This window comes from Yersinia nurmii (genome assembly GCF_001112925.1).
GTDB classification, from domain to species: domain Bacteria; phylum Pseudomonadota; class Gammaproteobacteria; order Enterobacterales; family Enterobacteriaceae; genus Yersinia; species Yersinia nurmii.
In genome coordinates this window covers 81705-95602 of record NZ_CPYD01000009.1, presented here as the reverse complement: position 1 = coordinate 95602, position 13898 = coordinate 81705, and the positions used below count along the sequence as shown (strand labels likewise).

Below are 13898 nucleotides of genomic sequence, written 5' to 3'. Positions count from 1 at the left end.
CTTTTGCCATTAATAGCCATCACCGACTTAACATGTAATAAAATCAAGGTGATTAACCTGCCGCATCTGTGAGCGTCTACGCGTTAATCTGGCCGGCTTTCTGCCAAACTTCACACTTTATTGCCACAATTAATTAAAATTACATCTGCTTTTGCGATACATGTCGAATAGCTCTCATATGGAAAGCCACAATGGAGAAAGCCATGATAAAGCGTCCCCTGACGTTGTCCCTACTCGCCTGTCTGATTGCCAGCACAGCTCAGGCCGCTACGGTTGATTTACGCGTATTGGAAACCACCGATCTCCACAGCAACATGATGGATTTCGATTATTACAAGGATAAACCGACCGAACAGTTCGGTTTGGTTCGCACCGCCAGCCTGATTGACGCAGCGCGTCAGCAAGCGGTTAATAGCGTACTGGTAGACAACGGCGACTTGATTCAGGGCAGCCCACTTGGGGATTACATGGCAGCCAAGGGATTGAAAGAGGGCGAAATTCATCCGGTCTACAAGGCGATGAATACGCTGGATTATGCCGTAGGAAACATCGGGAATCACGAATTCAACTACGGTCTGGATTACCTGAAGAAATCACTGGCGGGAGCCAAATTCCCCTATGTGAATGCTAACGTGATTGATGTAAAAACCGGTAAACCGCTGTTCCAACCTTTCCTGATCGCTGATACAGCGGTTAAAGATCGCGACGGTAAAACCCATAATTTACGTATTGGTTATATCGGTTTTGTTCCGCCACAAATCATGATCTGGGATAAAGCTAATCTGACGGACAAAGTCCGCGTAGACGACATCACCGAAACCGCGAAAAAATGGGTACCGGAGATGCGTAAGCAAGGGGCTGATTTGATTATCGCCATCCCGCACTCAGGCCTATCCAGCGAGCCGTATAAAACCATGGCTGAGAACTCAGTTTATTACCTCAGCCAAGTTCCGGGAATCAACGCCATTATGTTCGGGCACTCCCACGCCGTCTTCCCAAGTAAAGATTTCGCCGCGATTAAAGGTGCGAATATTGCGCAAGGTACGCTAAACGGCATTCCCGCAGTAATGCCGGGCCAATGGGGCGACCATTTGGGCGTTGTAGACTTTGTACTGAATAACGATAAAGGTCGCTGGCAGGTCGAACAGGCGAAGGCAGAAGCCCGTCCTATCTACGATAAAGCCAACAAAAAATCACTGGCACCGGAAAACGCCAAGCTGGTTAAAGTACTGACCGATGACCATAAAAGCACCCGCGATTTTGTCAGCCAACCTATCGGAAAAGCCTCCGATAATATGTATAGCTTCCTGTCGCTGATTCAGGACGATCCAACTGTACAGATTGTCAACAACGCTCAGCGCGCCTATACCGAACACTTTATTCAGGGCGATCCGGATCTAGCCGATTTACCCGTACTTTCTGCCGCAGCGCCTTTCAAAGCAGGCGGTCGCAAAAACGATCCGGCCAGTTTTGTTGAAGTCGAAAAAGGTGATTTAACCTTCCGTAATGCCGCAGATTTGTATCTCTACCCCAATACTCTGGTCGTAGTGAAAGCCAGCGGCGCGGAAGTGAAGCAGTGGCTGGAATGTTCTGCCGGGCAATTCAATCAGATCGATGTGAATAGCAGTAAACCGCAGTCGTTGATTAACTGGAACGGTTTCCGTACCTATAACTTCGACGTGATTGACGGCGTTAACTATGAAATTGATGTGACACAGCCGGCTCGCTACAACGGCGACTGTAATCTGATCAACGATAAAGCCGAACGTATTAAAAACCTGACTTACAAAGGTAAACCAATAGATCCAAAGGCCACTTTCCTGATCGCGACCAATAACTACCGCGCTTACAGTGGCAAATTTGCGGGCACCGGCGATGATCATATTGCCTTTGCTTCACCGGATGAGAACCGTTCGGTACTGTCTGCCTATATCAGCGCAGAAACCAAGAAGAACGGTCAGGTTAAGCCTCAAGCGGATAACAACTGGCGTCTGGCAGAAATCACCCGTTCACAGCCATTAGATATTCGTTTTGAAACTTCACCAAGCGCCAAAGCCGCTGAATTTATTAAGCAAAAATCCCAGTACCCCATGAAGGCTCAGGGACTGGATGACATTGGTTTTGAAGTTTATCAGGTCGATTTGCAGAAAAAATAATCCTTCCTTAAAGCGCTCTACGGAGCGCTTTTGCTATTTCTCCCTCATCCTTACTACCTCTTAATAACTATGGCGCACATTATAACATGTATTTATAATACAACTTATGGAGATCACACATTAAAGAGGTGTCATTATGGATTACCGCAATCAATCTCTTGGTTCTCTGGCTATTGCCATACCACGAGCCACTACGCTATTTCGCCGGTATGAACTCGATTTTTGCTGCGGAGGGAGACAGACACTACAACGTGCCGCCGAGCGCAGAGAGCTGAATATTGACGCGTTGGAGGCAGAGCTCACCATGCTGCAAAAAGAAACTCAGGCCGTGCAAAACTGGCAAGAGGTGCCGCAGGAACACCTGATTAGTTTTATTCTCAACCGCTATCATGAACGGCACCGCGAGCAATTGCCGGAACTGGTATTAATGGCAGAAAAGGTAGAGCGCGTACACGCTGCAAAACCCACCTGTCCACGAGGTTTAGCAGTGCAGCTCAGCGTGCTACATCAGGATTTACTACAGCATATGGAAAAAGAGGAAAAAGTGTTATTCCCCATGATTGCCAAAGGAATGGGGAAAATGGCTAGCGTGCCGATTTTCGTGATGGAATCAGAGCATGAAGCGGCAGGGCAGCAATTGGAAACCATCAAACAGATCACCAATAACATCACGCCCCCGCCCGGAGCCTGCACCACTTGGCGCGCACTTTATGCCAATCTCAACGAATTCGTCGGCGATTTGATGGAACACGTTCACTTAGAAAATAATCTGCTGTTTCCCAGAGCGTTAAGCGGCAACTAATCCGTAGAAAAGCCATAAAAAAAGAGCGATCATGGATCGCCCTTTTTCACACTAACCGTTCAGAATTTACAGAATTTCCAGCAGTTCTACGTCAAATACCAGCGCGCTGAATGGTGGAATAGATGCGCCAGCGCCACGCTCGCCGTAGGCCAAATTGTGTGGAATCGCTAACTGCCATTTAGAACCAACCGGCATCAAAGTCAGCGCTTCAATCCAGCCTGGGATCACGCCGCTAACCGGGAATTCAGCTGGCTGGCCGCGTTCTACGGAGCTATCAAATACGGTACCGTCAACCAAGCGACCGGTATAATGCACGCGCACACGATCCTGACGTGAAGGAATTGGCCCTTCACCCTGTTGCAGCACGGAGAATTGCAAACCGGACTCAGTGGTGGTCACTTCATCACGTTTAGCGTTTTCTTCCAGGAATTTAGCACCTTCAACAACCAGTGCCTGCTGGCGCTCCAGACGAACGGCATCGGCGCGTTCATGAACTTCACGCAGCGCACGGTGAACAACATCAACAGGAACTGTCGGTGTATTCCCTTCCATTGCGTCGCGCAAACCCGCTAACAGGGCTTCTGGCTGCAAATCCTGCAAGCCGGACTCTTGTAATTGTTGGCCTATCTGTAAACCGATACCGTAACTTGCTTGCGCTTCTACGCTATCAAAAGAAGGGGTTGTCATGGATTTTCCTTAATTCTTTAAAAAGTCGAAGGTGCAAGCATAACAGCAGCAAGGGAGTAGGGTAAAATCTTGCATCGCTAATGATGACTTTTGTCGAAGAAAAAGAAACAATGGTTCCACACCGACTTAAAACAGCCCGTTCGGCAGCATTATCCCTGTTTCTTTCTGCATCAATCAGTTAGCAAACTATACTAACAAGTAACAGGGAAGAGGTTCCATCCAGCAGTCGCTGATCGAGCACTGTGATTTTTTTTTACGTAGTTGAAAGAGAGGTCACCATGGGCAGAATCGCGCCCAGGAGAAGGAAAAACAATCGGGTCTATCAGCCTTTGTTACATACTTGGCTGACTATCCGGCAGCGAATTCTGCCAGATAAACCGACCGATGAGCCTGAAAACCGTGTCAAAGCCGAGCCCTCCATTGGCGAGCCCGATCTCTTACCGCCAGAAACGGTAATGGATGACGACAAAGTATCAGCACCACAGATCACGTCGCCGGGAAAACAACGCGTTATTAAAGACTGGCTGCAAAAAATCTGGCATCTGCCGGATGGTTTCCATTGGATGGAGCCCTTGCCTCTCTTCCATCGTCGCTGGGTCATCATTGCCGCAGCGGTATTGTTGCTGGCGCTGCTTTGGCCTTCTTCCAGTAACAACGGCAATGGGCAATTTCCGGTGACGGCAGAACCGACAGATATTCCGTTACAGGCCGAATTACGCGGGAGCAATCCCACAGTAAACCAGCCGTCTTCGACGTTACCGCAGGGGAGCTGGCAAAGTTATCAGGTACAAGCGGGTAAAACGCTGGCTCAGTTGTTCCGCGATAATAACTTACCGGTAAATGAAGTGTTTGCCATGGCGCAGGTAGAAGGCAATGATAAGCCACTGAGTAACCTGAAAGCCGGACAAGAAGTGAAAATCATGCTGGACACGCAAGGCAGCGTAGCCGCGCTAGCTATTGAAACGACCAACAGTGCGGAAGTCTTGTTTAGCCGCCAAGCAGACGGTTCTTACCGCCGCGATCGTTAATCCTCAGCGCGAATGCTAAGGCGTTATAAAGCCCAGATTTCACAGCCATAATCTGGCCTGGGCTTTGATCCAAACGCCCCGGTCTCCCATTTCTCTCTCTGTAGGCTATCAGCGCCCAGCCAAAGGCTCGCGGCGTGATATCGCTACGTCTGGAGGCTGGAAAGGAATTATCGTCACTGGCAGGGTTACAGGGGCTTTTTAGTCATTCTCAGAAAAGCAAAACGCCAGCACAAGGCTGGCGTTTTAACGGGTTAACAGCAGCGTAACTTACGCTTCTGCAACCACAACTACGTTCAGTTTTGCGAACACGTCGCTGTGTACTTGGAAGTGAACTTCGTGTTCACCAGTAGTACGCAGAACGCCATTCGGCAAACGAACTTCGCTCTTCGCTACTTCAACGCCAGCTGCAGATACTGCATCAGCGATGTCACGAGTACCGATAGAGCCGAACAGTTTACCTTCATCCCCTGCTTTAGAGGAGATTGTAACACTGCCCAATTCGTTAATTTTAGTTGCGCGAGCTTCAGCGGCAGACAGAACTTCAGCCAGTTTGGCTTCCAGTTCTGCGCGACGCACTTCGAAGAACTCAACGTTTTTCTTAGTTGCCGGCACAGCTTTGCCCTGCGGTACTAAGAAGTTACGAGCGTAGCCCGCTTTAACGTTAACTTGATCACCCAGGCTGCCCAGGTTTGCTACTTTATCAAGCAGAATAACTTGCATTACCATATCCTCTCAAAGTCGTTAATGGACAGTGGCCGATTACTGATGACGATCAGTGTACGGCAACAAAGACAGGTAGCGCGCGCGCTTGATAGCACGGGCCAGCTGACGCTGGTATTTGGCACGAGTACCGGTGATACGGCTCGGGACAATTTTACCGCTTTCGGTGATGTAATTTTTCAGCGTAGCGATGTCTTTATAGTCAATCTCTTGAACGCCTTCCGCGGTGAAACGGCAGAACTTGCGACGACGGAAATAACGTGCCATTAGGCTAGTCTCCAGAATCTATCAATTCAATCTGCTCGGCATGCAGAACCAATTTGTTAAGCCCATTGCGCCCTTGATGGCAACTAATGAAGCCTTCCACGGTTAACTGACTGCCGACCGTTATACTGTGAGTTAATGCTTGTGACTGGTGTCCACTGACAATCACGGGCATTCGGCACCATGTTTGTCGGCTAAACCCGGCTTCCTGCTGCGTTGAACGGTGCTCAAGCACGAACTGGCAGTGAGGAATACCGGAAGGACTCACTTTTCGAATGGGTGTCTTGCACACAGTGCCAGAGAGTACCAGTCGATTAGCGGCCACCACGGCAATTACTCTTCAGAATCCCCAGCTTCAGAATCATCATTGGTTTCTGATGCGAAGTCGTGACGCTCACGGCGCTCGTCTTTCGCTTTAACCATTGGTGATGCTTCAGTTACCGCGTTTTTAACGCGCATAACCATGCTACGGATAACGGCGTCGTTGAAGCGGAAGTTTGTTTCCAGCTCATCGATCGCTTCCTGCGGGGCTTCAACGTTCAGCAGAACGTAGTGAGCTTTGTGCAGTTTGTTGATCGGGTAAGCCAGTTGACGGCGGCCCCAGTCTTCCAGACGGTGAATCTGACCAGCGGCGTTAGTGATTGTTGCACTATAACGCTCGATCATGCCCGGAACCTGTTCGCTTTGGTCAGGATGGACCATAAAAACGATTTCGTAATGACGCATCGAATTGCTCCTTACGGATTATTCAGCCTCCTGATAGGGTCAGCCGCGGCCCATGGAGGCAAGGAACGTGTTTGTGTGCGGCTGAAAAATGACGCGTAACTATACTTGCGTGAGGGGGGAAACTCAAGGATTGCCGAGGAATTATTCGAGCTATATCCGTTCTAGCCAATAAATAGCACTTTTTGTTCACCCCATGAACTATGGATGGGGATCCATTAGTTTTTTAAATCTTTCAACAAAATCATCAGGTCAGCGAAAAAATTATTCATATTTTTTGAAAGAGTCGGTCAGAGATGGCGCATTTATTAATTATGAAAGAGAACTATTATTAGTTACATCCACCGCAAAACAAGCGGCGCAGCAGACAGATAACTTATTCAAAGTATATAAATAAGATATTGGAGTTACCTATGAAAAGCACACTCACTATCGCCGCGGCCCTCAGTTTATTCCTGTCGGCCAGCACTTTCGCCGCCACTGAAATCAGCGCTCAACAGGCAATGCAGCAACAGCGCGTTAGCGTTGGCGCAGTGTCACTGGGCCACAATGTGGTTTCCCCTGACGATGCCACCTCGCAGGTTAGCAAATTAGCCGATGAACGCGGCGCAACCGCCTACCAAATCATCGCTATGCATGAACCGGGAGACAACAGTTCTATTCACGTTAACGCCGTTCTTTACCGCTAGAATTGCATCGATAAATACAACACCAGAGAAAGACCGACAATAAGACAATCCAGCCCTTAAAACACTTTACCCCCGTCTATCGGGGGTTTTTTCTTACCTTTAGTGCCTATCCATAAATGAGCGGCAATAACTATAAATAGTGCAAAAACTATAAATAGTGCAGAAAGAATGCCGCGCCCGCCGTCAGCGCCGTTGGCGTGATTTTATGGCCGATACCTGGCTCGGTCAGGTAACTCAGATGATGATCCAACCCCTGCTCTTTCAAAGCCGCGACCAGACGCTCACTTTCCACCGCCGGAACCACTTCATCCGCTTCACCATGCCAGACCAGCAAAGGTTTGCTGGCAATTATCTCCAGTTGCTGAGTCACCTCATATTCAGTCAATGGAGCAATTTGACGTTCCCATTCATCCTGCTTTGTTGAATCAGCACCAGGCAAAGGAGGAAACAGCGTTTTGGCCAGAGTAGTGAAATAACCTGACCCCATAAAATCAGCGGCCGCCTTGATCCACGGATAGCGCACCAAGGCTCCCAGAGTCGTCATTCCGCCCATTGATGCGCCGCCCACGCCAATTCGATCGCCATCAATCAATCCAGCTTTTTGATAATGCTGCTTAATTTCATCCAACTCATCAATATTTGAACGCAAAATCTGCCAGAAACAGCCCAGTCTCCGGGTTTCATTGCCGTCAAATCGGGCTCCGTGCATATCGGCATCCGGCATCACCACGCGAAATCCCGCCTGCGCCAGAACATAGGCAAAATAGGAATACACTTCTTTGGAGGAGGTATAACCGTGATAGAAGAAAAGGGTCGGCAAAGGCTGATGACGCTTGCCTGCTGGCGCGGCGTGAATGACCTCAATGCCCTGTACTTTTTCTAACGACATCTCAACCATAACAACAGTCCTTATGGGTCAAACAAGCCTTATCAGCCAAAACAATTTTAAACGCACCACCATAGTGCCAAACCTGCTGAATAAAGTCTTAAACCAATTTCCTCCGAGATATATCAGAAATGACACATGTCTGGTAGTTATGAATGTTTGAGCGTTACACTGAGAGAAAGTGAGGCAATATCGACACAGGAAACACACCATGACCTATTATCGCGCCTTAGCCGTTCTGCTGTTCACGCTGGGCCTTTCCGCCTGTAGTGCATTGAAAACCACGCCGCTACCTCCTCCCGCGCCGCAGCCTTTCGCGCAGGAAATTAACCGCGCTCAAAGCGGAACATTACAAAAAATTGGGATGGCTTCGGTGCAGGTATACGGCAGCCCGATGGATGCTGAAGCAGCGCTCCGTAGCAAAGCCAATGCCAGCGGAGCGCGTTACTATTTAGTCATTATGAATAGCGATTCTGTCATTCCGGGCCTGTGGTACTCACAGGCCATTCTGTATCGCTAAACGGCTGCGGCTCTGGTCAGTAGCAGTTCGCAAAGCGGTTCCGGAATAGAATATTGATCCCGATGATCCAGCGTCATACGGCACCATGCGTCTGCCAGCGGCGGTGATGCAAAACGCAGCAATTGAGCAGCACAGTTCAGATTAAACAGTTGTAGCGTCAATTCTCGCCCCTGCGCTTCCTGAGGATTTTTTAGCCGGAAAGTCAGCTGGCGCCAGGAACGATCGAACAAACGATTCTGCCCGCGAACCTCATAAAAATTTTGATTCAACATTTCAATCGCTGCGGGCTGCTTACGTAAAACCCGCAGCACATCCAGACACATAATATTGCCGGAGCCTTCCCAAATACTGTTAACCGGAATTTCACGGTATAAGCGCGGCAATTCGCTTTGTTCGCAATAGCCGATTCCACCTAACACCTCCATCGCTTCGGCGACAAAAGCGCTGCCCTGCCCGCATATTTTATACTTAGCGGCTGGTGTCATTAGCCTGCTGAATAACGCATCTTCCGCGCTGCCGTGTTCCCACGCTTTTGCCAAGCGGAATAACAGCGCCGTGTGGCCTTCCAAACGCAGCGCCATACGACTGAGCACCTGACGCATCAACGGTTGGTCGATCAGATTCTTACCAAAGGCCTGCCGCTGGCTGGCATAATCCAGAGCGACGGAAAAGGCTCGCCGCATAATACCGTGGCTGCCTAACGCACAATCGAAACGGGTATGACCGCCCATTTTTAAAATATGATGGATACCTTCGCCTTCATCACCCAATAGCCAGGCGATGGCATTATCAAACTCCACTTCGCTGCTGGCATTGGAGCGGTTGCCCAGCTTGTCTTTCAGACGTTCTAAACGAATGGAATTACTGCTACCACCAGGCAGAATTTTGGGCATAAAGAAACAGGACAATCCACCTGCGGCCTGTGCCAAAACTAAGTGCGCATCGCTTTGCGGCACGGAAAAGAACCATTTATGACCGACTAACCGATAAGCCTCACCGGCACCGCGAGCGCCCAAAGGCTCTGCTCGCGTGGAATTACTCAAGACGTCAGACCCCCCCTGTTTTTCCGTCATTCCCATACCGATTAATAAACCGCGTTTTTGATCGCCGGGGACGACGTGAGGATCGTAACGATCTGAGAGTAAAGGAGGTATCCAAGATTGAAATTGTGCCGGTAGGGATTTTTGCAGAAGAGGAATAGCACCATAAGTCATGGTTATCGGGCAAAGGGTTCCAGCCTCAACCTGTACATGCAGCATCAAACGGGCCGCTCTGGCCACCACAGAGCCGATACGAGCATCTTCTTGCCAGCTCAGGTTATGCACCCGATTACCGACCAATCCTTTCATCAGGACATGCCAGGCGGGATGAAACCTTACCGTATCCAGACGTCGCCCAGCGGCATCAAAGCGTAATAGTTCAGGAGGATTTGTATTAGCCAGACGCCCTAACTCCAGCGATTCGGCCGATCCCAACTGCGCGCCCATTGAAATTAATGCTTCATTATCCCAACCGGCCTGCTCGCGTATGACAGCTTCCTTTAATGCCATATCAGACAAAAATAAATTGCTGTTTGATAATGGCTTAGGCTGATTGAACACTTCGTGCGTCCGCCAATCCATACCTTTCTCCCTAAGATTTATTAGCATAAAAATCAGGATTAAGTATGGTTCAGCCTTGTATTTTTGCCGGTAATCACTGCAGATAATGCGGGACAAGGCGTAAAGTTAATCGCTCACTATTTACAGCTAACTAATTTACAAATAAACAATTTCCAGCGTAGCCATGCCATCCAGAACGATAATATCGCCGCTAGGTAATTCGGATTTCTTCGCGATACCGGCCACGACTTCCCCTTGCAGCGTAAAAGTTTTACCCATAGCGAGGGTGCCATTCTCCATCCATTGAGCCACTTTTCCTTTCGGGTTTAACGTATGTGCCGCATGGAATGGCTCCGTCGAGGCTCCGGTAATCCACGCCGTGCGACCATCCACCGTGCCGGAAGAAAATATTACGCCCCAAGCGCCAATCGGCCGTCCGTCATAGGTTCGCCCAAGGCTAAAGTGATGTTCTGGCGGAATAACCGTACCGCTGCTGCCCGTCAGTTTGGCATCTGCCGCGATGCCAGAACGGTTATCCGTAGCCCTAAATCCCAGCGCAGTTTTGGCGTCACATTCTACGCTGATAGGCGGCAAAGCCCGATGTGACAAAGCAGTAAAGTGAGTATCAGAGAGCTTAGACTGAGCTATTTCGCCATAATCAACGGCGCTATCGATGGAAACCCGACAGGCTACCGGCTCGATTTCAGCGCTGAAATGAATGCTGACAGAAGTATCTGCGCTAGCCAGATTAGCGAATACGTAACTCGCCGCTCCGATGACAATCGAAAGAGAACGAGCAAAATACCTATTGAGAGAGCGGTTCATTATTGGTACTCCATCACATCAAATGTGCCAATGCCATTCAGGTGAACCCTCTCACCGCGGTTTAGCGCATTTGCCGCCAGCCACACCTCTGCCGTCATCTGAAAACTTAATTGGCTAACCGCTTGCCGACCGGGGTAAATCATATTTCGCGTCAATGGGTGCAAAGGGCGTTTCGCTTGTTCCGCATTATTCCCAGCAGGAAACGCAGAGCGAGCGCCGAGATACAATATGATCGGCTGCCCGTCAGCCTGCGCTGCAGAAGGCATCAGCTCAACTCTGGCGCGGCCTGAATCCAAAGAATAGCTTTCACCGCTTTGGCTATTCCCCCGATAAGCGATGGCAAATAAACGCGGCTGCGGACACTGCACATCCACATTGAAATAGTGTTTTCCCAAACTGACGCCGCGCTCCGTCGCGCCCTTAAGCTGGGCACGAGAAAAAGAGCCGAAATGCAGTTGGGACTGAGTCACGCTGATTTGACACTGCGCCAGTGCCGTTCCGGTAAAACTTAGCAGCAGGGCCGCTACCGCCAGTTTAAAACCGCCGCTTATAGAATTATTTTTACAGGCAGAGAGCATCCGCTTCTTCATATAAAACTGGCGCATCATCTGCCTCAGGCAGGCTGTAATCCAACTGGCATACCCCATTTTCATTGTCCTTAATGTATAAGTCCGGATTTCCGTCGCTATTGCTCAGCAGCAACGCTCCTTTTCTACCAACAGTGCCAACATAATTCTCTTCTTTATCCGTGATATCACTACCTTCAGCGGCATACTCCCCCGATGCAAGGCGTATCGAGAGCAAAATCCGCCGAGTTTTATTTGCTTTAAAATTGTAATTAAGCACCGCTCCCCGACTGGCATCCACTAATCGAATACCATTCTTAATATCGATATTTCGCGCCAGTTTCTTCGTGTTAACTTCCAGTCGGGAGGTGCTAAACGGCGACAAACTGGGAGCTAACGCATAGCCTCGCCGATCGGTCCATACCGGACCTGAATTAGTTTGTATTTCTGCGCCACTGATGCCCGGCAGCGCGATAACGGCAAAAGTATCCTGAATCGCATAAGGTGAAAGAGTCACGCCTGCACTATGCACCGCCACGCCACCACTGGCCTGAAGCTGATAACTGCTATTTCGCGCATTATCCTGAAAATACCCCACGCCTAGCTGGGCATATTTAGGTAATAACCTCAGCGTACCACTTAGCGTCTGCCCCGGTTGAGCCGCGGTTTTACTGACCCCCAGACTGTAACCCAACTGATTATTAACCTGATGATTCAAACCAACGCGTTGCTGAGTTCTCCCTCTGCTTTGAGAAAGAGTATTGCTTAAGGACATTTTAGAATTCAGTGGAATACTGATATTTCCATAGATAATATTGTCTCCTTTGCTATTCAGGTTTCTTTCCATGTTCAGATTAAAATTAATGTTGTAGGGCAGCTGTTTATTCCACCCCAAACTCCAACGGCGTTCCCGTTTTTTAGCAAAAGATTCCGATTGGGTATAACCCAGACTGATTCCGCCCAACAGCGATTGGCTATAACCTAACTGCGCTCTGTATTGATTCTTAACGTCACTTTTATCCGCGTTAGGATGTTTATTCTTTGGCTCCACCGCGGGTAACTCCGCCACTGGCCTTTCTTGCAAACTATGCTGGAACTGGCGAAATCCGACCGTTCGATGCATAGTCGATAAATTCAGTTTCAATGAGGAAACCAGCTTCACGCCAACGTGGCTCCCCCATTGAACGCCTTGTTTCTCATTCTGGCGATCCCAACTGGCCACTGTATTTACCGCCCAAAAAGTTCGGGGAATCAAACCGGTATTTACTGCCAATCCGGCAGAGTGGTAACGGGGGCCTAGCAAAATACCCTGAGTGATATCCGATAAGTCACCTAACGGGCGAATGTCTGTCAACGTTCCTAGCCAGCTTTCCTGATGCCGATTGGCACCTGGCCCGGTTCTGCCCATTCCGGCATAAATACCGCGCGCTCTGGGAACATACTGCAAGCTGAAGCTCGCCGCTGGCACGCTGAAACGCTGAGTCTGCCCATCAATGCCTATCACCGAGACCAATAAATCTGCGCGGGTCGAAGTAATAGGAATTTGGGTTAAAGTAAAAGGACCCGGCGGCAACTGAGTCACATAAATCAAGGCTCCGCGTTGACGTATCTCTACGCTCGATTGAGTTGGGGCAATGCCTGATACCGTTGCTCCGCGGCCTTCTCTGCTGGCTAAAGCGCTTTCAGGTATTATCTGCAACCCGTAAATTTGTGGCGTGCTGAATAAGCCACTATTCAGGTTAATTTCCCCCATTTGCAGCGTCGTTTTTTTTTCGATAAAAGTACGCTGTAAATAGCTATATAACCGACTCCATTGCTGTCGCCGATCTTTATAGCTGAAAATCTGACGGGAACGAAAAATCCAGTTGCCGCTATTAAAACCAGCCTCCGTGGAGGCTTGCAGATTATTGCTACCGTTCTGATTCCTTATCGCCAGCGCGTCGTAATTCATTAACAGCGCTGAGCCGCCGGTTTCATAATTCCCCGTAACAGTTTCACCGACTTGCAATAACTCCGCCGGGAGTATCACTTCAATACGTGACGTACTGGGGAATAAATTCACCAAAGCTCTGGGATAATGTAGCCGTAAATCACTACAGCCTTTCTCCATTGGAGGAGGAATAATTCCGCTTTTTTGGTAAAAATCTGGACTAAAACACGGCTCACCCTGCTGATTAAACGTGATATCGACCCAGCCGCGAGCTACACCATTAATATTTAACTCAATGGAATGATTTCCTGAACTAAATCTGGCTTTATATTTAAAATAATCTGCCGTACTGGCAGACACACCGCGTTCTTCAAGAATGCCAGTATCAAACTCAACGCCATCATCAGCCAAAGATCTCACGGAAATAAGAAAAATGCTAAAATATAAAAATAACCGAATGCTTTTCTTCTTCGGTTTCATTTTTTCTATCTCCGTGTGATA

At 49.0% G+C, this 13898-nt stretch carries 15 protein-coding genes; 5 read left to right on the top strand and 10 right to left on the bottom strand.

Annotated elements, in window-relative coordinates; translation table 11 throughout:
* Positions 1-191 precede the first annotated feature (191 nt).
* On the top strand, positions 192-2156 hold the full coding sequence (locus AD970_RS12250) for a bifunctional 2',3'-cyclic-nucleotide 2'-phosphodiesterase/3'-nucleotidase (RefSeq protein ID WP_049599335.1): 1965 nt from the start codon (positions 192-194) through the stop codon (positions 2154-2156).
* 136 nt (positions 2157-2292) lie between these two features.
* Positions 2293-2958 carry an iron-sulfur cluster repair protein YtfE gene (gene ytfE, locus AD970_RS12245; protein WP_049599333.1) on the top strand — a complete coding sequence of 222 codons (666 nt, stop codon included), beginning with the start codon at positions 2293-2295 and terminating at the stop codon, positions 2956-2958.
* 66 nt (positions 2959-3024) lie between these two features.
* Here ytfE and AD970_RS12240 read toward each other — a convergent pair whose 3' ends face one another.
* Entirely contained in the window at positions 3025-3645 is a 621-nt protein-coding gene (locus AD970_RS12240) for a peptidylprolyl isomerase (protein ID WP_049599330.1), read from the bottom strand.
* Between the two features lie 278 nt (positions 3646-3923).
* Here AD970_RS12240 and AD970_RS12235 point away from each other — a divergent pair, with 278 nt between their 5' ends.
* Positions 3924-4673: a LysM-like peptidoglycan-binding domain-containing protein gene (locus AD970_RS12235; RefSeq protein ID WP_049599327.1), complete on the top strand. Its 750-nt coding sequence runs from the start codon at positions 3924-3926 to the stop codon at positions 4671-4673.
* Positions 4674-4940: 267 nt separating this feature from the next.
* Here AD970_RS12235 and rplI read toward each other — a convergent pair whose 3' ends face one another.
* The 4 genes from rplI to rpsF are packed head-to-tail and all read right to left on the bottom strand — an operon-like array spanning position 4941 to position 6383.
* Positions 4941-5393 (bottom strand): 50S ribosomal protein L9, encoded by a 453-nt coding sequence (gene rplI / locus AD970_RS12230; protein ID WP_049599324.1) that lies wholly within the window; start codon positions 5391-5393, stop codon positions 4941-4943.
* A 39-nt stretch (positions 5394-5432) separates the two neighbouring features.
* The gene (rpsR, locus tag AD970_RS12225; RefSeq protein ID WP_000135199.1) at positions 5433-5660 is read right to left on the bottom strand and encodes a 30S ribosomal protein S18; all 228 of its coding nucleotides are present in this window, start codon (positions 5658-5660) and stop codon (positions 5433-5435) included.
* A gap of 4 nt (positions 5661-5664) precedes the next feature.
* Complete coding sequence (gene priB, locus AD970_RS12220) at positions 5665-5985, bottom strand: primosomal replication protein N (protein ID WP_049599320.1); 321 nt, start codon at positions 5983-5985, stop codon at positions 5665-5667.
* A 5-nt stretch (positions 5986-5990) separates the two neighbouring features.
* The gene (gene rpsF, locus AD970_RS12215) at positions 5991-6383 is read right to left on the bottom strand and encodes a 30S ribosomal protein S6 (RefSeq protein ID WP_038241841.1); all 393 of its coding nucleotides are present in this window, start codon (positions 6381-6383) and stop codon (positions 5991-5993) included.
* Between the two features lie 410 nt (positions 6384-6793).
* On the opposite strand from rpsF, the gene AD970_RS12210 reads away from it, so the two are divergent.
* Complete coding sequence (locus tag AD970_RS12210; RefSeq protein ID WP_049599317.1) at positions 6794-7069, top strand: YdgH/BhsA/McbA family protein; 276 nt, start codon at positions 6794-6796, stop codon at positions 7067-7069.
* A 148-nt stretch (positions 7070-7217) separates the two neighbouring features.
* On the opposite strand, the gene yjfP is transcribed toward AD970_RS12210, so the two are convergent.
* Positions 7218-7967: an esterase gene (gene yjfP, locus AD970_RS12205; protein WP_049599314.1), complete on the bottom strand. Its 750-nt coding sequence runs from the start codon at positions 7965-7967 to the stop codon at positions 7218-7220.
* Positions 7968-8166: 199 nt separating this feature from the next.
* On the opposite strand from yjfP, the gene bsmA reads away from it, so the two are divergent.
* Positions 8167-8475, top strand: a complete 309-nt coding sequence (bsmA, locus tag AD970_RS12200; protein WP_049599312.1) for a biofilm peroxide resistance protein BsmA — start codon at positions 8167-8169, stop codon at positions 8473-8475.
* Here the strand turns inward: bsmA and AD970_RS12195 are convergent.
* From AD970_RS12195 to AD970_RS12180, 4 genes are all read right to left on the bottom strand, one after another.
* Positions 8472-10097, bottom strand: coding sequence for an isovaleryl-CoA dehydrogenase (locus AD970_RS12195; protein WP_049599310.1), 1626 nt, complete (start codon positions 10095-10097; stop codon positions 8472-8474). The two genes, bsmA and AD970_RS12195, sit on opposite strands and share 4 nt — an antisense overlap.
* 135 nt (positions 10098-10232) lie before the next feature.
* Positions 10233-10901, bottom strand: coding sequence for a DUF1120 domain-containing protein (locus AD970_RS12190; RefSeq protein WP_049599307.1), 669 nt, complete (start codon positions 10899-10901; stop codon positions 10233-10235).
* The gene (locus tag AD970_RS12185; protein ID WP_157045524.1) at positions 10901-11491 is read right to left on the bottom strand and encodes a DUF1120 domain-containing protein; all 591 of its coding nucleotides are present in this window, start codon (positions 11489-11491) and stop codon (positions 10901-10903) included. Before AD970_RS12185 ends, AD970_RS12190 begins: the two co-directional genes overlap by 1 nt.
* Positions 11463-13877 carry a fimbria/pilus outer membrane usher protein gene (locus AD970_RS12180; RefSeq protein ID WP_049599302.1) on the bottom strand — a complete coding sequence of 805 codons (2415 nt, stop codon included), beginning with the start codon at positions 13875-13877 and terminating at the stop codon, positions 11463-11465. Before AD970_RS12180 ends, AD970_RS12185 begins: the two co-directional genes overlap by 29 nt.
* Between the last annotated feature and the right edge of the window lie 21 nt (positions 13878-13898).